The sequence below is a fragment of the Colwellia sp. 5_MG-2023 genome, from assembly GCF_030547795.1.
Classification (GTDB): Bacteria; Pseudomonadota; Gammaproteobacteria; order Enterobacterales; family Alteromonadaceae; genus Colwellia.
The window spans coordinates 259,914-280,605 of the sequence record NZ_JAUOPW010000002.1 but is presented as its reverse complement, the minus strand read 5'-3'; the positions used below and the strand labels follow the sequence as shown (position 1 = coordinate 280,605).

Genomic DNA, 20,692 nt, shown 5'->3' with positions numbered 1-20,692 from the left:
ATTATGTGTTTTGATAAAAAATGGTGAGAATAACAGAGAGGTTATCGCTTGTTATTGATTTCATGTAGGTAAGATTTAAATAAAAAGTAGAGACGCCATCATTGTCGGTGCCTCTACTTAACTTAGTATGGTGGATAATACTTAGTGATTAATGATCGTGTGCTTCTTCAGCAATACCTAACCAAGTTATAGCACTCGCAGAAAAACCTATTTCAATATCGTCTTCAATAGTCATTGTTGCTAAGTCTATTTGAAGGATATGTTTTGCAATAGGGTCGGCCACGTATACATGATCACCATTTTGAGCGGCAGTCATACTAAATGACATATCTTCAGGCATAGTAGAAATATCTTCTTCAGAAATATCTATACTAGTTACCAACTCCCAATGTGCTTCGCCATCATGTGAATGTGAATTTAGAATGTTAAGGTAGCCTGCGCTATCTAACACTAAAAAGTATTCTGCTTCATGTGAAAAAGCATAAGAAACTGCACTAACACCCTCAGCAAGTTGCCATTCAAGTTTTTCCATCGTGTTAACTTCAGGATTAATGGCGAATAGCGAACCACCAGCAACACCAATCAATGAGTCACTTTCTTCATGACCGTAGATACTACCTATACGAGAGCTACCTACTGATTCAATATTGGCAATTTTTACAGCTTCAAATTCACCATCATGTTCATGAGCAACTAAAACTCCGTCGGTACAACCAAAAGCAATGTAATCATCGTTTTGTGATGCACCATGTAAGTCAGGACAAGTAATATCTAAAATTTGTTCTTGTTCATATTCATTGCCATGTAAATGATAAACAGCTACCTGATCAGGTAATGTACCTGCAGACGTAGTCTCAGTATCGTCACGACGAACAGTACTTAATAAATATTCATCATGAGCCAATGCTACACCGTGCATATTGATACTGTAATCAATATGCGGAAGTTCACTTGTTTCACCGCTAATATCAGTATCTTTTAACACTTCTACAGAGGCTGATACACCTGCATCGGCATTACCGTCATTAAATATAATCATTTCATCATCGCTTTTGATGATGTGGGTTGGGCTACTACCGTTTAATTGATAATCACTCATTACCGGTGCTTGTTGGTAATCGTGTAAATGCTCAACGTGATCTTCACGCCATAAGCCACTATCAATAAAGCCAACATAATCGTTATTTCTGCTGGCAATTACGGCAAAACGGTAACCCGCAGAAGCCGTTATAGCATTACCATCATAAATTAATGAAAATGTATCGAGTAGAGCACCGTCGTCTAAATCATATAAGGTTGTTGTATTACTTTCGGCAGATAACACCGCTAGTCGTCCCAATGATTCAATTGTATATTCGTCACCGTGATCATGGTCATCACCATCATCGTCATGATCATGGTCATCATCAGGTACTTCTATTGGATCTTTCTCAACAATCTTCGTTTCTGCATCGCCACAACCACTGAGAAATATTGCGGCTAAAGAGGCCGCAACTAGGTTAAGTTGAAATGATTTCTTCATAATGTATTTTCCTTAATTAAGTAAGTGTTATATGTTTTTAAACTAGAAGTAACCTCTGATACCGATAGCAAAGCTACGGCCCGGGCGAGGTGCAATATCTTTAATAAATGAAGTGTGCACCCTAGCTTCTGTGTCTGTTAGGTTGGTGCCTTTCAAGTACAGCGCAATATCATGATTCAATACTTCTAAATCGTAAGAAACACTGGCATCTACTAAGGTATAACCATCGGTTGAAGTTTCATTGATAGACGTGTTGTTTTGGTCCTGATAGCGAGTTATATCAAGATGTGCACTGATTTGTTCATTTTGATACTCGAATTGAGTACCAAATCTGAGCGGTGGTGTACGTGGTAAATCATCACCGTCTTTTACCTTAGCGCGAACATAATCTGAAAATGCTGTCGCTTTGAACGTATCATTTACTTGCCAAGCTACTTGTGCTTCGAAACCATGAAGTACTACGTCATCTGTTTGAAATAGGTAAACAGGTAGTTCAGTCTCTTCCTCATCATGATCGTGTCCATCGTCACCATGGTCATGACCACTTTCAGCATAAAGGCCAGTAAAGGTTTGATAATAGTAATTGTCTATTTGGTTGTAGAAAGCATTTAACACAAAGGCAACGTTCCCCTGTGTTTTTCTGAACGTTAAATCAATATTGTTAGCCGTTTCAAGGTCGATCACTTCATTTGATAAGCCAAGGGAAGTATTATCTTCATTAAGTGCAAATAACGACCCTATTTCATACGATCCTGTACCAATATGAGGACCAAATGACAATAACTCTGAAGCCGAAGGAGCACGTTCTGAACGTGAAATCGAAAGGCCTAAGTTATAACCTGGTGTAAATGCCCATACTAAGCCAGCCGATAAGCTTACCGGAGTGAATTTATGCTCTACTGCAAATACTTGTGTGCTGCTTGTTGTTTCATCATCGTGATCATGGTCATGGTCATGAGCGTCTTCCTCTTCTGATTCATCATGCGAATGAGCGTCTAAACTAGGAAGCAGTACGTTATCAGCGGTTATTTTTACATGTTCAATACGAGCACCAAACTGCAGTAATACGTCACCAAAGTGCTTTTCTTGCATTAAAGCGAGTGCAATAGTTTGTGCTTCTGAAGGCGGAGTAAAAGCTTCTTCTCCTTCGGCTGATACATCACTGTCTTTAAAATGGAAGCTGATACCACCATTCCAGTCGTAGAAAGGGCTTTGAATAATATCAACTTTTACTTCTTGAGTTTGATTTTCAAAGATTGTGCCTATTTGACCCGCTTCTATTTCGGCATGTTCATAGTCAGTAAAGCCACTGGCAAATTTAACTTGTTTGACCCAGTCATTGTCAATATTAAACTCACCTAATAATTGAACGCGAGTTTGCTCTAAATCAGCATAAACATTTTCACTTTCATCGCCATGTGAGTGTCCAGGAACACCGTACTCACGGTTAAATTGCTCTACAGCAACACCAACATAGCCTTGATCAAACAAATAGCTTGTACCTAAGGTGAAACCATTTGATTTTTCAGCGCTGTTTTCAACAGTAAAATCACCGCTGTCATGATCATGATCATGTTCAGCATGCTCTTCTTCAGTTTCTAATTCGGCCTCAACAGGAACTTCATAATCATTTGACTCACGCCAATACCCATCAGCATAAAAACCAAATGAATCTGTCCCAGTTGTTAGGTTAAAAGAGGCTAATTTACGATCATCAGCAGAATTATTTTCAAGTAACCACTCACCTCGAGTAGTTGAGTCAGTAGGTACGCGTCCATCAACAACGTTGATTACACCGCCAACGGCTCCGCTGCCATAAAATAAGGTTGCTGGGCCGCGCAGTACTTCAATTTGTTGTGCAGTAGAAGCTTCTGAAGCAACTGAGTGATCGGGACCAACTCTTGACACATCGCTGGCATCTAAGCCATTTTGTGCAATCATTACGCGTGGACCACTTAAGCCACGAATAATAGGGGTACTAGCAACATTGCCATGAAAGTTACTTTGAACCCCAGGCAGCTTTTCCAGACTATCACCTAATGTTGAAGCTTGTTGACGGCGTAGTGCATCACCGGCAAGTACACTAACGGGTGCTGCTGATTCCATTACTGACATATGAATAGGCGTCGCAACAATGTCTATTACTTCAATGGGAGATCGTGTTAATACAAGTGTTAAAGGGTCGGTTTTATCGTCTGATAATATTATGTCTTGATGAAGATGAGCAAAACCTTCCGCAGATATGTGGATTTCATTTTTACCAGAAGCTAGATCATGAAAAATAAAACGGCCGTTTTTATCAGTGGTCGTTGCAGCGCCAGTTCCTTCAACTCTAACCGTAGCACCAGCGATAGATTTACCATTATCATTTTTTACTTCGCCTTGGATCGTTTGTGCCAACAGACTAGTAGGTAAAAGCAAACCAATAATGGCCGCTATTCCTGAGATTTTAAACATTACATACTCCAGTGTTATTTTTTGATTACCCTTAATTAATGATATGTTATATCATAACTACTACTGGTGCAATATCATTAGATTAAAACCTTATTGGTTATTTTTTTTGTTTTACAAATATGTCATTTCAACTTGGTTGTGATGTTTTAAATATTATGAAGATGATTAGCGTGCTTAATAAAATAAGTGCTATTCTTTGGCTGAAATTTCATAACAAAGAGAAAGCTACATGTTTAGTCATATCATGATAGGTGCAAACGATGTACAAGCATCAAAAGTGTTTTACGATGCAATTTTAGGGGAGTTAGGTCATAAGCCGGGGGTTTTTGACGACCTAGGTAGATGCTTTTACTTTACTGATACAGGGATTTTTGCTTTAACGAAACCTATTGATGGTAATGAAGCTAGCCATGGTAATGGCTCTACCATTGGTTTTGCTGCAACATCTCCTGAACAAGTTAATGCATGGCATGCCGCTGGCTTAGTTAATGGTGGTGCTGTTTGTGAAGACGCGCCAGGTGTAAGAGAAGGTGGCGTTGGTAAGCTTTATCTTGCTTATCTTAAAGATCCATCAGGCAATAAAGTGTGTGCTTTATACCGAATGGGCTAAGACGGCAGCATAAATTACAAATGTGGCTTACTGCATTAAACAAAAGCCACATTTGTACTGGTTTAATAGTTATCAATAACTATAACTTGAGATAGCTAGCGTGAAAACGCAAATGTTCTTCAATAAAGCTCGCAATAAAATAGTAGCTATGATCATAACCTTCGTGCATGTGTAAATCTAAAGGGTAGCCACTTGCTTTTGCTGCTAGTTCTAACATTTCTGGTTTTAATTGCTCTATTAGAAAATTATCTGCTCCACCTTGATCGACTCTTGCAGGAACAAATTTCTGTGCTTGTCGCATTAACTCGCTAGCGTCATGTTGTTGCCATTTTTCTTTGTTTTTCCCTAAGTAAGCGGTAAAAGCTTTTTGTCCCCACGGACAATTGATAGGATTACAAATAGGGCTAAACGCCGACATTGAACTGTAACGCTCAGGATTTAGCATTGCGATGGTTAGTGCACCATGTCCACCCATAGAGTGTCCAGCAATTGCACGTTTATGGCTAACAGGAAACGTAGACTCTATCAATGAAGGAAGCTCGTTAACAATATAATCATACATTTGATAATGACTATGCCACGGTGCTTGAGTTGCATTCACATAAAAACCAGCGCCTTGACCTAAATCATAACCTTCATCATCGGCAACATTGTGTCCTCTAGGACTAGTATCAGGAGCAACAATAGCAATACCTAATTCGGCAGCTATACGTTGAGCTCCCGCTTTTTGCATAAAATTTTCATCAGAGCATGTTAGTCCAGAAAGCCAATATAATACTGGAACCTTGTCACCATTTGATGCTTGTGGTGGCAAATAAATTGCAAATCGCATATCACAATTTAATGTTGTTGATGGGTGACTATATTGCTTATGCCAACCGCCAAAGCTTTTGTTTACACTTAAATTTTCAATGGTCATGATAAAACCTTACTAGACCGTTCTTTTATTTTACACAACAAAAGAACGGACAAATGTGACTAAAATAAAACAACTATTTAGCGAAATGAATAACACTGCGAATACTCTCGCCTTTATGCATCAAGTCAAACGAGTCATTAATTTCCTCAAGGCTCATGGTGTGAGTAATAAAATCACTTAATTTGAATTCACCCGCTAAATAACGTTCAACATAGTCAGGTAATTCTGTACGACCTTTAACGCCACCAAAAGCAGTACCACGCCATACACGCCCAGTAACTAATTGGAATGGGCGAGTTGAAATTTCTTGTCCTGCGCCAGCTACACCAATAATAACTGATTCACCCCAACCTTTATGACAACACTCTAATGCAGAACGCATTAAATTCACATTACCTACACATTCAAACGAGTAATCAACACCACCATCGGTTAATTCAACAATAACGTCTTGAATAGGTTGGTCGAAGTTTTTAGGGTTAATACAATCGGTAGCACCTAACTTTTTCGCTAATTCAAATTTACTTTCGTTAATATCAATAACAATAATACGACTGGCTTTTGCCATGGTTGCACCAATAACGGCAGAAAGACCAATACCACCTAGGCCAAAAATAGCGACAGTAGCGCCTTCTTCAACTTTTGCTGTATTCATCACCGCACCCATGCCGGTGGTAACACCACAACCTAATAAGCATACTTCCTCTAATGGTGCTTCTTTATTAACTTTTGCTAATGATATTTCAGGTAATACAGTGTATTCAGAAAAGGTAGAGCAGCCCATATAATGAAAAATTGGTTGTCCGTCTTTATAAAAGCGGGTTGTGCCGTCAGGCATTAAGCCCTTACCTTGAGTTTCTCTTATTTTTTGACAAAGGTTAGTTTTACCAGATAAACAAAACTTACATTCACGACATTCTGGTGTGTATAGCGGAATAACATGATCGCCAACACTAACACTTGTTACGCCTTCACCTACTTGCTCAACAATACCACCGCCCTCATGGCCTAAAACAACAGGGAAAATACCTTCTGGATCTTCGCCTGATAAAGTAAAAGCATCGGTATGACATACGCCAGAGGCTATCACCTTAACTAATACTTCGCCTTTCTTAGGCAGCATTACATCGATTTCTTCAATTGACAGAGCTTGTTTAGGACCCCAGGCAATAGCGGCTTTTGATTTAATAAATTGATCTGACATTTTGATTCTCACAGCTTTGTTGATGATTGTTGAATAGCGAAACTAATAGCTATTATATTTGTTTCTTCAGTGATGATAATATATGTTTTTTGTAAATCACTTTTACATATAGGTAACAATGATGAAGTGGGAAGGCATTAGTGAATTTGTTCATGTTGCAGAAACAGAGAGTTTTACGCAAGCCTCAAAAAAAATGGCTATTTCTACTGCGCAAGTGAGCCGACAAGTGAGTGCGCTAGAAGTGCGCCTTGATACAAAACTATTTTATCGCACCACACGTAAGGTTTCATTAACCGAAGAAGGGCGTATTTTTTATCAGCATTGTCGTAGTGTTCTTGACGGTTTAGATGAAGCCGAACGCGCTATTTCTAACTTGCAATCAAGACCCCATGGAAAAATTAAACTCACAGCGCCAACCACTTATGGCGAACAAAAGATCATGCCCTTGGTAAATGATTTTGTGAAAAAATACGGTGATGTAGAAGTTTATGCAAACCTAAGCAATCAAAAAATAGACTTGTTAGAAGAAGGCTATGATTTGGCCATTCGTCTTGGTAAATTACCTGATTCAACCATGATGGCTAAAAAATTAGGTAAGCGAACAAATTACCTTTGTGCTTCGCCAGCTTACTTGAATCAGTATGGGGTACCACACTCTTTATCTGAGCTTAGTAAGCATAGCTGCTTATTGGGTACGTTAGATTATTGGCACTTTAGTGATGACGGAAAAGAAAAAAATATCCGAGTTACCGGAAGGTTACGTTATAACAGTGGATATAGCCTAGTAGATGCAGCACTAAAAGGATTAGGGATTGTACAGCTCCCCGACTATTACGTGCAGCAGTACTTGCAAAACGGCCAACTTATTTCAGTGCTAGATAATATGAGAGAGCTTGATGAAGGCATATGGGCACTTTATCCTCACAACCGCCATTTATCACCCAAAATTAGGTTACTGGTTGAATACTTGTCAACACATCTAACTTAGTTATAAAATTTGGGCGCTCAGCGGGTATCTCGTTATCTTCTTTTTGGCATATATTTAGGATGCAAAGATAAGTAATCACACCAGGTACTAAAATTACTAAAATTAAAGCGTGGATCTGTTGCGTTATACCAAGTTGAAGGTTGATTAGCTTGTAAGCGAAAATATATTTTATGTCCATCAATAGCAACATAACAAATTAAAGTTTCTAAGGTATTGTTTTTAATTTGTATTTCAGCTAAATTTCGGTCGTTACGTTGATGTATAAGTGAGAATTTAGGTTGGGAAAATGCTGAGGTTGCTAATACTAACATAGTAAAAGAAACCAATATTTTAACTATGTTATTAACCATGATAACCTACCTTAAACATAAATTAGTCCTTATTTTATAATAAGTTTTTTAAATAATTAGTAGAAAATTAAATTTTTAGTAAATTATTTTAAATTTGGCATTGAAAGCTAAAACAGCTGCCTCCATAACTTACTTATACCGAAAAGAACACAGTAATTAAATTCACTGATTCAATTACATTATTACAAACGTGCCCCTATATTTAAACAGTGTATAAATAGTAGCACCAAACAAGAGAATAAATCATGGCGAATTTCGTTCCAGTAAGAAAAGAACAACATCAAAACTTAAAAATTTCTAATACACGCAATATTTCACACGTAGCTGGACAAAATATTATTCCTGTTGCTGCAGCTGAGTATGCACAATCATCTGCAAGCTTCCCTCTTGTTTTTGTTAAAAACCCAGATTCTGAGCGTTTCCGTAGTGTTGCTATGCTAGGTTTAGAAGCAGGCGAGAACTTATTTTTACAAGATGATAAGTGGACAGCTTTATCAATGCCGCAAAGCATTTCAATGGTTCCTTTTTCACTAGGCTTAGATCCTGACAAAGAAAACACATTAACAGCTTGTATTGATGTTGAGAGTGAATTTGTAGGTGAAGATAAAGATTTAGCATTATTTGAAGAAGATGGTAAAGAGTCTGAAGTACTTGTTAATGTACAAAAAGCATTAGGCCGTTTATACGACAACGAAAGAATGACAGAAAACTTCATCAAAGAATTGCAAGAAAATGACTTACTGCAAGAAATTGAGCTAAACATTACTTTAGCAGCTGGTGAGAAAAAGAAATTAATTGGTATATTTACTATTAATGAAGAAAAAGTTAAAAACTTATCAGATGATAAAGTACTAGATTTCCACAAACGTGGTTTATTTGTACCAATTTATTCAATGTTAGGTTCGTTATCGCAAGTTAACAATTTAGTTAAATTACGTAACCTTTCTTCTGAAGTGAAAGTATCAAACGTACAAATTCTTCCTGTTCAAGAAGCTGCTGCAGAAAGCTAATTTCACATGAATAGTTAATATTAAAAAAGGAGCTTGTGCTCCTTTTTTGCTTCTATTGCTAAAAAATACACCTCCACTAAAGAGGGCATCTCATTTATAATGGTTGTCTTGCTGTTATCATAAATGAGAAAAAATTTGGCTATACATCTCCCTTTTGAAAAATTAAGTCATTGGCAACAAGTCGCCTTTGCTAGCGCACTATTAGAGCGCATGTTACCCAATTATCAAATGTTCAGTGAAAGTAGTCAGTTTGGTGATTATGCCATTTTGAGAAATCAACTTGATTTAGTTTGGCAGTGGTTAGATAAAAACCACGCAATTAAAATCAATGTTAATGCGCAACTGAATAAATTAGAAGAACAAACGCCTGATCCAGAAGCCTTTGACTTTTTTGGTGTTTTCCCAGCTCTTGATGTTTGTATGGCAATGATGTCTTTATTACAGCTAATACAATCTAATGGTAAAGACAAAGAGCATGAAGATATAACCAGTATTAGTCGTTTATCGCATAACAGCGTCAATTACTACGTTGAGCTGTTACTGCTTGATGAAGGCGTAACTGATGTTCAAGCTGCTGAAGTAAACGAGCATCCTTTATCGGTTTGGGAAAAAGAAACCCAAGATGAACTCTTTGACTTTTTAAAGCTTGCTGCAGAAAACAAACGCTCATGTCAGTTAGCTAAAGAAATGGTTTTATCTGAAGGCTTATCTAACCTTGGTATTGAAATAGTATAATTTAGTCTACAAAAATTTAGGTACACACATGAACTTAATACAGAAAACGCTGACAGTATTAGTGTTGTTTTCATCTTTGACGGCTCAAGCAACTAGCCAGATAGAAAAAATTAACAATATTGAAGCAACAATCAAAAAAGCAATGAAAACCTTTCAAGTGCCTGGTGTTGCGGTCGCAATTATCAAAGACAACAATGTTGTTATGAGCAAGGGCTTTGGTGTTATTGAAGCGGGCGAAAGCGATAAAGTGACACCTGATACTTTATTTGGTATCGCATCAAACACCAAAGCGATGACGGCGGCAATTTTGGCAAGCTTAGTTGATGAAGGTAAGCTAACTTGGAAAACTAAGGTGATTGATATAATCCCTGAATTTCAAATGCCTGATCCTTACGTTACCCGAGAATTCACCATTATCGATTTATTATCACATAACTCTGGTTTAGGTAAAGGTGCTGGCGATTTAATGATTTGGCCACAAACCACCTTAACTAACGCTGATGTAATTAAAGGCTTAAAACACTTACCACAAGTGTCTAGTTTTCGTAGTGAGTTTGCTTACGACAACTTAATGTATGTTATTGCTGGTGAAATTATTGCTAAATTAACTTCAATGACATGGCAAGAAGCTATTCAAGCGCGAATTTTTACACCATTAGGTATGACTAATACTCGACCAACATTTTCTCTCATTCCTAAGAATAACCACAATGTTGCACGAGCTCATGTGCCAATGGAAGGTGAGTTAACTGTTGTTGGCGGTAATTTTTTAGAAAAATTTACTTCTGCTGGTGCAGTTGCCTCAAGTGTTAGCGACATGACCTTATGGTTAAAAGCATTGTTAAACAAAGGCGCATATACAAATAGCGCTAATCAAGAAGCACGTTTATTTTCAGCAGAGCAAAGCACTGCCATGTGGCAAGCGCGTACCATTTTACCTGTGTCTGCCGCTGATACTAAACAAGATAAAACTCACTTTGCTGCTTATGGCTTAGGTTGGTTTTTAAAAGACTATCATGGTGTGAAATTAATCCATCATAGTGGTGGTATCTTGGGTATGGTGTCAAAAGTTGTTGTAGTACCAGAAGAAAACTTAGCCATGGTTATCTTAACTAATCAGCAATCAGGCGATGCATTTAATGCTATTTATTTAGAAATATTAAATGAGTACCTAGAGCTAACACCTAAAGATTGGGTAACCTATTTTCACGATAAACGAGAAGCTCAAAAAGCGAAAGAAACCGTTCGATTAGCCAAAGCAGCAGATGTCGTTAACAAAAACTCGTCTCATTCATTACGATTAAAAGCATACGCACAAATGTATACTGATAATTGGTATGGTGATATTAATGTTACTTATAAAAATAACCAGCTTAATATGCAATTTACTAATACACCTGAATTGAAAGGTAAGTTAGAGCATTATCAGTACAATACCTTTATTGTACGTTGGGATGATAGAAGTCTTGAAGCTGACGCTTTTGTTAATTTTCACTTGAATGAAGTTGGTGAAATTGAATATGTCACAATGAAAGCTGTGTCTAATGCCACAGACTTTAGTTTTGACTTTCATGACCTTAAGCTAAGACCTAACGTTAAAAACTAAAGGCCTTTAGCTGTAATTCAGTAACAAGTGCAATAAAGCACTTGTTACTGCTCAATAAACAATAGTGAATAAAAACTCACTATTGTTTATTTGTTAACTATTTTGATATAAACGATAAGCAACTTGTCCGGCAATTTTTTCTTTTAATAGCTGCCAATTGCTAGGTAATGCTTGATCACTTTCCGCTTCCATTTCTACATAAATAAGCGCTTGTTCGCTCAACCAACCCTGGTTTAATAGCTCACAAGTTTGTGAAATTAAGTTTTGTCGAAAAGGGGGATCAATAAAAACCACATCAAATTTCACCGGTGTTTGAGTTTTTAAAAACGCCAAGGTGTCTGTATTAGATACCACAATATCGTCAGACTTCAGCAATAGCTTATTCGCCGATAATTGTTTAGCTGCCGCTTTGTTCAGTTCCATTAAATGAACGTTAGCAGCTCCACGAGAAAGCGCCTCAAAACCTAGGCTACCTGCACCGGCAAAGCAATCTAAACAGTTTGCACCATGAATATAAGGCATTAACCAATTAAAGAGCGTTTCTTTCACACGGTCTGCTGTTGGCCTTAAGCCCTCTGCTGCTAATACTGGTAATTTTCGACCTTTATGCTTACCAGCAATAATACGAATGCTGCCTGATGCAGCCTTTTTCTTTTGTTGTTTTTTACCTTGACTCATATCGCTGACAGTTATCATTATTAATGCTAATATAGCGGCAATTTTACACCATAATGATATCCAAGCGAACTGAAACCTTTAGTTGAATTCGTTTAGATACAGCAATTACTCTTAGGTCAAATAAAGTGTCTAAAAAGAAAAAAGGTATGTTTGGGTGGCTAGGTTTTGGCCGAAAAGCAAAAGAAGAAACTGTTGATGAAAATAATACGCCTGCAGAACAAGCAGCTATAGAATCAGAAACTATTGATAAAAAAGAAGTTAATGAAGCTGGTGACGTTAGTGTTACTGAAGAAGTTATTGCTAAGGCAGAAGTAAAGGTTGAAGATATTCTGCCAGAGCCAGAGCCAGAGCCAGAGCCAGAGCCAGAGCCAGAGCCAGAGCCAGAGCCAGAGCCGCTCACACATAAGGAAATAGAGCCAGAGCCGCTCACACCTGCGGAAATAGAGCCACAGTCAGAGTTGCTTACCCCTAAGGAAGTAGTACCAGAGCCTATTACAGCCAAAGCTGTGGAGCTAGAACCTGAGTCTTTTACATCGGAAGAAGTAGCGGCAGAATTACCAGTCTCTACCGAAGTTGAATTGCCTGTTTCTGAAGAAGTGATAGCAACAACTGAGCCGCTTGATGAATCAGCAGATGAACCTGAAATATTAGAAACGCCTGAGGCAGTTGAAGTTCCAGCTGTTATTGAAGAAGAGAAAACAGAAGAGAAAAAAGAAGAGAAACTTGGCTTTTTTGCTCGACTGAAAAAAGGTTTAAGTAAAACACGCCAAAATTTAGGTGGTGGTTTATTTGACCTGTTCCGAGGCAAGCAAATTGATGATGATTTATTTGAAGAGCTAGAAACTCAATTACTATTGGCTGATATTGGTATTGAAACTACCATGAAAATTATTGACTCGTTAACGCAAAGTGCTAATCGTAAGCAGTTAAAAGATGCTGAAGCGCTTTACGAGTTATTAAAAGTAGAGTTAAAAAAGGTTATTGAAAAAGTTGATCAACCATTAGTTATCCCTGACAGTGATGGACCATTTGTGATGTTAATGGTTGGTGTTAACGGCGTTGGTAAAACAACAACCATTGGTAAGCTAGCAAAACAATTTCAAGCCGAAGGTAAATCGGTTATGTTAGCAGCAGGTGATACTTTTAGAGCTGCCGCAGTAGAACAATTACAAGTATGGGGCGAACGTAATAATATTCCCGTTATTGCTCAACATACCGGTGCTGATAGCGCATCAGTAATTTTTGATGCAATAAGTGCTGCTAAAGCACGTAAAATAGATGTTATTATTGCTGATACAGCAGGGCGTTTACAAAATAAAGCACACCTAATGGAAGAGCTTAAAAAAGTTGTTAGAGTAATGAAAAAACTCGATGTAAATGCTCCTCACGAAGTTATGCTAACCCTTGATGCTGGCACAGGTCAAAATGCCTTAAGTCAAACTAAGTTATTTGATGAAGCCGTTGGTTTAACTGGCTTAACCGTTACTAAATTAGACGGAACAGCTAAAGGTGGTGTGGTCTTTGCCATTGCGGATAAACATAATATTCCAATTCGCTATTTAGGTGTTGGTGAAGGTATTGATGATCTTCGTCCATTTAATGGTAATGATTTTATTGATGCTTTGTTTGTGAAAGAGTAATAAACTAAAACAAGACTTCTTTAAAAATATGCTTAAAAAACAATAATTATGATTAGCTTTAGCCATGTAAACAAAACTTATCCTGGTGGTTTTCTTGCTTTAAAACAAGTGAACTTCGAGCTACAAGCCGGTGAAATGGCCTTTCTAACAGGTCATTCAGGTGCAGGTAAAAGTACGCTCCTAAAGCTAATCTCTATGATGGAAAAACCAAGTTCGGGTAGTATATTGGTTAACAACACCGAACTTGCTAGCATTACTTATAATCAAATTCCTTATGTTCGACGTGGCATAGGCATGATTTTTCAAAGCCATAACCTACTTAAAGACCGAACCGTTTTTGATAATGTAGCCTTACCATTAATTATTGAAGGCGTTAGCCACCGAGAAATTAAAAAACGTGTTGAAACTGCGCTAGATAAAGTACATTTAAGTGCAAAACTAAAGTGTTTTCCTCATATGTTGTCAGGTGGAGAACAACAGCGGGTTGGCATTGCTCGCGCTATTGTTAATAAACCCCCCATTCTGCTTGCTGATGAACCTACTGGTAACTTAGATCCAAAATTATCCCTTGATATTATTCGCCTCTTTGAAGAATTTAATGCCGCCGGTGTTACGGTACTTATTGCGACACATGATCTTGGCTTAATTGCTCGCATGAGATATCGCACCTTAACATTAAAAGAAGGTACCATGATTAATGATGGTATTGTTGATGGTTTACAGGCACAAGGAGCGGCTTATGAGTAACAACTTACACTCAAGTGGATTAAGTCAACGAACTTCATTTTTAAGAAGCTTATTAACCTTACCTATTCGTCACTTACAACAAGCTGTGGGCAGTTTAGGTGACTTATGGCGAACACCTTTTACCTCAGTAATGACCGTGTTTGTCTTAGGTATTAGCTTAGCCTTACCAGCAACATTACATTTGTTTGTAAAAAATGCTCAGCAAGTGAGTGAACAATGGGACAGTGCATCACAAATCACGCTTTTTTTAAAATTATCCACCACAGAAAAAAGTGCAGAGAACCTAGTAAAACGTATTAAGTTATATTCGGAAGTGAGTGACGTTCGCTATATTTCTGCTCAGCAAGCGCTGAAAGAGTTTAAAATATTATCTGGTTTTGGCGAATCGTTAGAATATTTGAATGAAAATCCTTTGCCAGCAACTATTTTAGTCTCGCCTACCGAGCGTTCTAGTCAAGCCAGTGCCGCCAATGAATTATTAGCAAAACTAAAACAAGAACGTGAAGTTGATCAAGGTAAACTTGATTTAGAATGGCTAACACGTCTAGAAGCTGTAGCACGTCTTATAGAAGATATTGTGATTGGTGTTGCTTTGCTATTATGTCTGTCGGTGGTATTAATTGTAGGTAACACTATTCGCTTAGCAATTTTGAACCAAAAAGATGCGATTGCTGTAATGAAACTTGTTGGCGCAACAGACAGCTTTATCCAAAGACCTTTTTTGTATAGTGGCATGTGGTATGGGGTTTTTGGCGGATTATTATCGTGTTTATCAGTCGCAATATTGGCGCAATATTTAACTGGCTCTATCAGTGAATTAACCGATTTATATCAAAGTAATTTCCAATTACAGGGCTTAGCATTTAATGAAGCTTTATTGCTGATAGCGATAGCGGTTATTTTAGGTTTAGCAGGTAGCTATATCTCTGTACGTAAACATATTCGTGCTATTGAACCTAACGCAGAATAATCTTGATTTCACACATTATTCGTTATTAAGTTATCTTTATGTTTTTAAAATAAAAAACCGATAAAACACACTTTTTAACAAATATTTCATAAAATTAATGAAAGTTCATCTTGTTTTGCCCTATCTATTAAGATAATGTTTATGCTCGCTCAAGGTTGCTAGCAAGGCATCTATAGTTAACTAGCTTCATTTATGTTATAATTTCGAGTGAAGAAATCTTTTTTAAGTAAAAAAATTTGGTAAAAAACAGAGGTTATTTATATGAGTGATACAATGCAACTTACCGTACCACGAAGTGGCAGTATTGAATCTTACATGCAATCAGCATATAGCATTCCTATGCTTACCGCTGAAGAAGAGCAAGATCTCGCGACTCGCCTCTATAATGACAATGATTTACAAGCTGCACAAAAGCTTATTATGTCGCATTTACGTTTTGTTATTCATGTAGCTAAAGGTTATTCAGGCTATGGCTTAGCACAAGCCGATTTGGTACAAGAAGGCAACGTTGGCTTAATGAAAGCTGTTAAACGTTTTAACCCTGAGGTGGGTGTACGTTTAGTGTCATTTGCAGTTCATTGGATCAAAGCAGAAATTCATGAGTTTGTTTTAAAAAACTGGCGCATAGTTAAAGTTGCAACTACAAAAGCACAACGTAAATTATTCTTTAACCTACGTAAAAATAAAAAGCGTTTAGGTTGGTTCAGTAATGATGAAGTAAATACAGTTGCTGAAACATTAGGTGTAAGCACTAAAGATGTGTTGGAAATGGAAAATCGCATGAGCAGCCATGACCAAGCATTTGAATTGTCTTCAGACGAAGATGATGGCGCAAGTGCTGGAAACTTCTCTCCGGCGTTATATCTGGAAGATAAACAATCAGATTTAGCCGTTGAAGTAGAAAATGCTAACTGGGAAGATCATGCAAACACACGTTTATCGACAGCATTAGTTGCGTTAGATGAACGTAGCCAAGACATTATTAAAACGCGTTGGTTAGCAGAAGACAAAACAACGTTGCAAGATTTGGCTGACAAATACCAAATTTCTGCTGAACGTGTTCGTCAATTAGAGAAAAATGCGTTGAACAAGCTTAAAAGCACTATGGTTCTGTAAGCAACCTATGTAAAACTTGTTTAACATAATAAAAACCGGCATTAGCCGGTTTTTTTGTTTTTATCGTCTGTACTTACTCTTATCAATACTGTTAATACTATCGCGTTAACAGCCGTTTAAGTTGACAATTACTGGTAATATTTATGCTGAGTTGGTTAACAGCATAACTAGGTATAAATAAGGGGTAAGGCATTGTCGTTTGTTTATTCTTGCCGCGTTATTGCTGCTTTGTTATAAGCGGTAACGATGAAAACGTTATAAGGTGGTTAGGTCGCGACCAATGTGCAGAGACAAAAAAGGCAAAACAACTGTAATGTTGTTTTGCCTTAGTATTTGTTGTGCTATTTCAGCTAAGTTAATAACTTAAGTTGTTATTAAGCCCAGGTTATTCAGGCTGTAGCGCTAACACCTTATCAATGTCTTCAGCGTTGTGACGATTCTCAAGCTGTTCCCACGCTTCTCCCCAAGTTTTATTGACGATACGGCCACGTTGAAAAGCTGGACGAGCTAACATTGCTTTTGCCCAACGTTGAACATGTGTGTAATCATCTACTTGTAGGAATGTTTTAGCGCTGTAAAGCTCTCCTAACACTAGGTTGCCATACCATGGCCACGTTGCAATATCGGCGATACTTAGCTCATCACCCGCAATGAATTCATTTTTGGCTAGCTGCTTATCTAACACATCTAATTGTCGTTTAATTTCCATGGTAAAACGATCAATCGCATATTCAAATTTTTCCGGAGCATAATTATAGAAGTGTCCAAAGCCGCCACCTAAATAAGGTGCAGAGCCATGTAACCAAAATAACCAATTCATCACCTGTGCGCGCTTAACAGTGTCTTTTGGCAACAAAACATCAAACTTCTCTGCTAAGTACACTAAAATTGAGGCCGATTCAAAAACAGGCAGTGGCGTGTCATAACTGTTATCAACTAGCACTGGAATTTTAGAGTTAGGATTAATGGTTACAAAACCCGATGAAAACTGATCACCTTCACCAATTTTAATCATGTGAGCATCATATTGTGCATCTTTACCTAGTGCCAATAGCTCTTCTAGCATGATTGTTATTTTTTGGCCATTTGGCGTACCCATGGAATACAACTGTAGCGGATGTTCTCCAATAGGTAAGGCTTTATCATGTGTCGCCCCAGAAACGGGACGATTGATATTGGCCCACTTACCGCCACTTTCAGCGTCATGAGTCCAAATTTCGGGTGGTATATATTGCTCTAACATTATTGTCACTCCTAAACGTAAATATGCGTTGTAGTCTTACTTTTTAGTCCAAGCAAACTGTGCAAATGCATCATCAACAGGTGTATTGCCAATGTGATTTGTGTAGTTACTAATTACTTTTTGAGCAAGGCCTAATATAATTTCTAAAACTTGTTGTTCACCATAACCAGCTTCGTAGAATTTATTCAATTCTTCTTGCGTTACATTACCACGATTACGCACAATAATAAGCGTCATATCTAATAATGCTTGTAACTTAGCTGTTGGCATTGATTCTTGATTACGTAACGCTTCTGTTAACTCAGGATTAACCTTCATTGAATGAGCAATACCTGTATGCGCTGGTACACAATAGTGACAACCGTGCTCAACATTGATTCCTTGCCAAACAACCGTTAACTCTTCTGCATCAAATGAAGTTTCACCAAATAACTTGTGAAGTATTTGATAGCCTTCAAGTGCTTGAGGAGAGCTTGCTAAAACGCCATGTAAGTTTGGTAACATGCCGAACGCCTTTACTGAACCTTCTAATAATGGCTTGCTTGCTGCTGGTGCTGATTCAATTGTGTGCGTAGTTAATGTTGTCATAATATTTTCCTATTTGTATTGATTTATATTAATTTGTACCGATCGGTATCTGTGAATTGAATGTATTGTACCTATCGGTATGTTAAAGTCAACTTAGTTTAAAAACTTTTCGTGTTTACATTAGGCCCAGTTAACACTATTTCTTTATTAATTAAGGGATTAGATAATCAGGAATTCTTTATTTAGCGATTAATTTCATGAGCTCGACTTAAGAATTAGTTAAGGTATAGAGAAAATACAAGCAAGAAGCGAAGCAAATTAATATATTGATCTTAATAGCGTTTTAAAGAATTAACTTTGACAATACTGAGAAGGTTTGAGATTCTAACTAACATGGAAGAAAAATTTGTATGTTTCAGTGACACTTAGGGTTAAGTAATTGAACAATCGATTTTATAACGATAATGCTACAGGATTAGCGCAACAATACCTTTCCAAGTCGTTTGAAGAGGTTCACCAAAGTTGGTTGCAGCTTTTGCCATCAATAATTGAAAATCCTAATGCGCGTATTTTAGATCTTGGAGCAGGCTCAGGCCGTGATGCTAAATACTTTGCCGAACTAGCTGCCCACACTCATCAAACCAACAATAATATTCAAATTTTTGCTGTTGAACCGGCACAATCATTGGCACTTATTGGGCAAAATACGACAAAAGATATCAAGGTAAAATGGCTAGACGATTCATTACCAGCACTCACCAAGGTGACTCAACAAGAAGTTAGTTTTGATTTAATTTTACTCAGTGCTGTTTGGATGCATATTCCACCGAGTGATCGCGCTCGTTCAATACGTAAATTGGCAAACCTACTTAAACCTGGTGGCAAACTCGTTATTTCACTGCGTCATGGACAAACCGCTGACGACTACAAAACCCGAAAAATGTTTGATGTGTGTGCCGATGAATTAAAACAACTGGCTGCCGACGTTGGTTTATTTACCAAGCTAGAAACCGTAAAAGAAACAGATAAACTAGGCCGTAATCATGTTTCTTGGCAAACCGTGGTGCTGCAACTACCAGACGATGGTAGCGGCGCTTTCCCTTTTATTCGCCACGTTGCCTTAAACGACGGTAAATCTGCGACACATAAGCTCGCCTTGTTAAGAGTTTTACTGCGCATTGCTGATGGTCACCCCGGTGCTGTACTTCGTAGAGAAAGCTCACCTTTTGGTGACCGAGTTATTTTACCTGCTGGTTTAGTGGCGCTTTACTGGTGTCATCAATACAAAGATTTAATTGATGACCGGAAGCTTTTTCAAACCCCGAATAAAAACCCTAATATGGGCTTTATGAAAGCCGATGGTTGGCACAAATTAACCCACAGAACAGCATCAGATTATCGTATTGGCAACTTGTTTGTCGGTAATGATGCTATTGCACTACATAAAACATTATCGGCGGCGGTAAGTAATATTAAAAATATGCCGTGTAAATACATTACCTTTCCAAATCAAGAATCTAACAGCGACAAGCCTGTATTTGAAGTAGCCAATAGAACCGTTAAAGCGAAAGACAGCTTGTTTCTTGATTTACAATCACTTGAACAATGGGGTGAATTTTCATTACCAGAATCAACTTGGTTGGCTTTTAATCGCTACGCTTGTTGGATTGAACCTGTTTTAGTCAGCGAATGGGTGAAAACCATGGCGGGTTATGCGGGGAACAGCCAACACGCATCACCTGAAAACCAATACTATTTACATCAAGCGTTAAACTGGTTAGAGCCTGTGCGCACCACCACAGAAGTACGTAAACGTTTTGAGCAAGTAAAGCACAAGTCACCTGAAGTAGCGCAATGTGTTTGGTCGGCTAAAGCATTAAAGAATAAATTTGACATAGATCACAGCATGCCATTTTCGCGCTGGCCTAATAACGACTTATGGAATTTACTGCCCACCGATAGCGTTATCAACAATCAAAAAAGCGACCGACTACCCACTGAGCATAAGTTAACGCAATCGAAAGAACGCATTCAACATTGGTGGCAAGCAGCATGGCTTAATGATGTGACAACTGACAATAAAAAAGCCGATATAAATACAAAAGCTGCTACAACGGCACAGAAAGATGAAGTAAATGAGATGTCCGCTGGTTATGCAATCAGCACTAAGATGTTTCCTGAAACACCAGAAATCACCGCTGAAACACAAGTTGAAAACCGCCAACTTAAACGCTTTTTTGCCGAAGCGAATATTGCCCTACCGGGGTTAAACTCAGACAATGAATCAATAGATGATTTGTTTGAAGCACTGGTAATGCAGCGCGGGCGGTTGAAAGAAATGCAGCAGTTGAGGGAATGGTAGAATCAAC

General features: G+C 37.9%; 18 protein-coding genes. 10 read left to right on the top strand and 8 right to left on the bottom strand.

The window, feature by feature from the left end; genetic code table 11:
• Window positions 1–148 precede the first annotated feature (148 nt).
• On the bottom strand, window positions 149–1,522 hold the full coding sequence (locus tag Q4496_RS02755) for a 5-methyltetrahydrofolate--homocysteine methyltransferase (protein ID WP_303601086.1): 1,374 nt from the start codon (window positions 1,520–1,522) through the stop codon (window positions 149–151).
• Window positions 1,523–1,564: 42 nt separating this feature from the next.
• On the bottom strand, window positions 1,565–3,979 hold the full coding sequence (locus Q4496_RS02750) for a TonB-dependent receptor (protein WP_303601087.1): 2,415 nt from the start codon (window positions 3,977–3,979) through the stop codon (window positions 1,565–1,567).
• Window positions 3,980–4,208: 229 nt separating this feature from the next.
• Here Q4496_RS02750 and Q4496_RS02745 point away from each other — a divergent pair, with 229 nt between their 5' ends.
• Window positions 4,209–4,589 (top strand): VOC family protein, encoded by a 381-nt coding sequence (locus Q4496_RS02745; protein WP_215971702.1) that lies wholly within the window; start codon window positions 4,209–4,211, stop codon window positions 4,587–4,589.
• A gap of 79 nt (window positions 4,590–4,668) precedes the next feature.
• Here the strand turns inward: Q4496_RS02745 and fghA are convergent, their stop codons facing one another.
• Together fghA and Q4496_RS02735 are read right to left on the bottom strand one after the other, a co-directional pair.
• On the bottom strand, window positions 4,669–5,508 hold the full coding sequence (gene fghA, locus Q4496_RS02740) for an S-formylglutathione hydrolase (RefSeq protein WP_215971703.1): 840 nt from the start codon (window positions 5,506–5,508) through the stop codon (window positions 4,669–4,671).
• 73 nt (window positions 5,509–5,581) lie between these two features.
• Window positions 5,582–6,712 (bottom strand): S-(hydroxymethyl)glutathione dehydrogenase/class III alcohol dehydrogenase, encoded by a 1,131-nt coding sequence (locus Q4496_RS02735; RefSeq protein ID WP_215971704.1) that lies wholly within the window; start codon window positions 6,710–6,712, stop codon window positions 5,582–5,584.
• Between the two features lie 121 nt (window positions 6,713–6,833).
• Between Q4496_RS02735 and Q4496_RS02730 the strand changes: the two genes are divergently transcribed.
• Complete coding sequence (locus tag Q4496_RS02730) at window positions 6,834–7,700, top strand: LysR family transcriptional regulator (RefSeq protein WP_303609915.1); 867 nt, start codon at window positions 6,834–6,836, stop codon at window positions 7,698–7,700.
• Between the two features lie 32 nt (window positions 7,701–7,732).
• Here Q4496_RS02730 and Q4496_RS02725 read toward each other — a convergent pair whose 3' ends face one another.
• Complete coding sequence (locus Q4496_RS02725; RefSeq protein ID WP_215971706.1) at window positions 7,733–8,050, bottom strand: hypothetical protein; 318 nt, start codon at window positions 8,048–8,050, stop codon at window positions 7,733–7,735.
• A gap of 245 nt (window positions 8,051–8,295) precedes the next feature.
• On the opposite strand from Q4496_RS02725, the gene Q4496_RS02720 reads away from it, so the two are divergent.
• The 3 genes from Q4496_RS02720 (at window position 8,296) to Q4496_RS02710 (ending at window position 11,401) form a co-directional block, all read left to right on the top strand.
• A complete protein-coding gene (locus tag Q4496_RS02720) occupies window positions 8,296–9,060 on the top strand; it encodes a SapC family protein (protein WP_215971707.1) in 765 nt (254 codons plus the stop codon).
• 135 nt (window positions 9,061–9,195) lie between these two features.
• Window positions 9,196–9,795 (top strand): YjaG family protein, encoded by a 600-nt coding sequence (locus tag Q4496_RS02715; protein ID WP_215971708.1) that lies wholly within the window; start codon window positions 9,196–9,198, stop codon window positions 9,793–9,795.
• Window positions 9,796–9,823: 28 nt separating this feature from the next.
• The gene (locus tag Q4496_RS02710) at window positions 9,824–11,401 is read left to right on the top strand and encodes a serine hydrolase (RefSeq protein ID WP_215971709.1); all 1,578 of its coding nucleotides are present in this window, start codon (window positions 9,824–9,826) and stop codon (window positions 11,399–11,401) included.
• A gap of 93 nt (window positions 11,402–11,494) precedes the next feature.
• Here Q4496_RS02710 and rsmD read toward each other — a convergent pair whose 3' ends face one another.
• A complete protein-coding gene (rsmD, locus tag Q4496_RS02705) occupies window positions 11,495–12,079 on the bottom strand; it encodes a 16S rRNA (guanine(966)-N(2))-methyltransferase RsmD (protein WP_368411048.1) in 585 nt (194 codons plus the stop codon).
• A gap of 146 nt (window positions 12,080–12,225) precedes the next feature.
• Here rsmD and ftsY point away from each other — a divergent pair, with 146 nt between their 5' ends.
• The 4 genes from ftsY to rpoH all read left to right on the top strand — a co-directional run bounded on the left by ftsY (window position 12,226) and on the right by rpoH (window position 16,552).
• Window positions 12,226–13,719 (top strand): signal recognition particle-docking protein FtsY, encoded by a 1,494-nt coding sequence (ftsY, locus tag Q4496_RS02700; protein ID WP_303609914.1) that lies wholly within the window; start codon window positions 12,226–12,228, stop codon window positions 13,717–13,719.
• A 48-nt stretch (window positions 13,720–13,767) separates the two neighbouring features.
• Entirely contained in the window at window positions 13,768–14,466 is a 699-nt protein-coding gene (gene ftsE / locus Q4496_RS02695) for a cell division ATP-binding protein FtsE (RefSeq protein WP_215971710.1), read from the top strand.
• Window positions 14,459–15,436: a permease-like cell division protein FtsX gene (gene ftsX, locus Q4496_RS02690; RefSeq protein ID WP_303601089.1), complete on the top strand. Its 978-nt coding sequence runs from the start codon at window positions 14,459–14,461 to the stop codon at window positions 15,434–15,436. Before ftsE ends, ftsX begins: the two co-directional genes overlap by 8 nt.
• Window positions 15,437–15,697: 261 nt before the next feature.
• A complete protein-coding gene (gene rpoH / locus Q4496_RS02685) occupies window positions 15,698–16,552 on the top strand; it encodes an RNA polymerase sigma factor RpoH (RefSeq protein WP_215971712.1) in 855 nt (284 codons plus the stop codon).
• 385 nt (window positions 16,553–16,937) lie between these two features.
• Here rpoH and yghU read toward each other — a convergent pair whose 3' ends face one another.
• Window positions 16,938–17,795: a glutathione-dependent disulfide-bond oxidoreductase gene (gene yghU / locus Q4496_RS02680; protein ID WP_215971713.1), complete on the bottom strand. Its 858-nt coding sequence runs from the start codon at window positions 17,793–17,795 to the stop codon at window positions 16,938–16,940.
• A 36-nt stretch (window positions 17,796–17,831) separates the two neighbouring features.
• The gene (locus Q4496_RS02675) at window positions 17,832–18,383 is read right to left on the bottom strand and encodes a carboxymuconolactone decarboxylase family protein (protein WP_215971714.1); all 552 of its coding nucleotides are present in this window, start codon (window positions 18,381–18,383) and stop codon (window positions 17,832–17,834) included.
• A gap of 379 nt (window positions 18,384–18,762) precedes the next feature.
• Between Q4496_RS02675 and Q4496_RS02670 the strand changes: the two genes are divergently transcribed.
• The gene (locus tag Q4496_RS02670) at window positions 18,763–20,685 is read left to right on the top strand and encodes a class I SAM-dependent methyltransferase (RefSeq protein ID WP_303609898.1); all 1,923 of its coding nucleotides are present in this window, start codon (window positions 18,763–18,765) and stop codon (window positions 20,683–20,685) included.
• The last annotated feature ends 7 nt before the right edge of the window (window positions 20,686–20,692 follow it).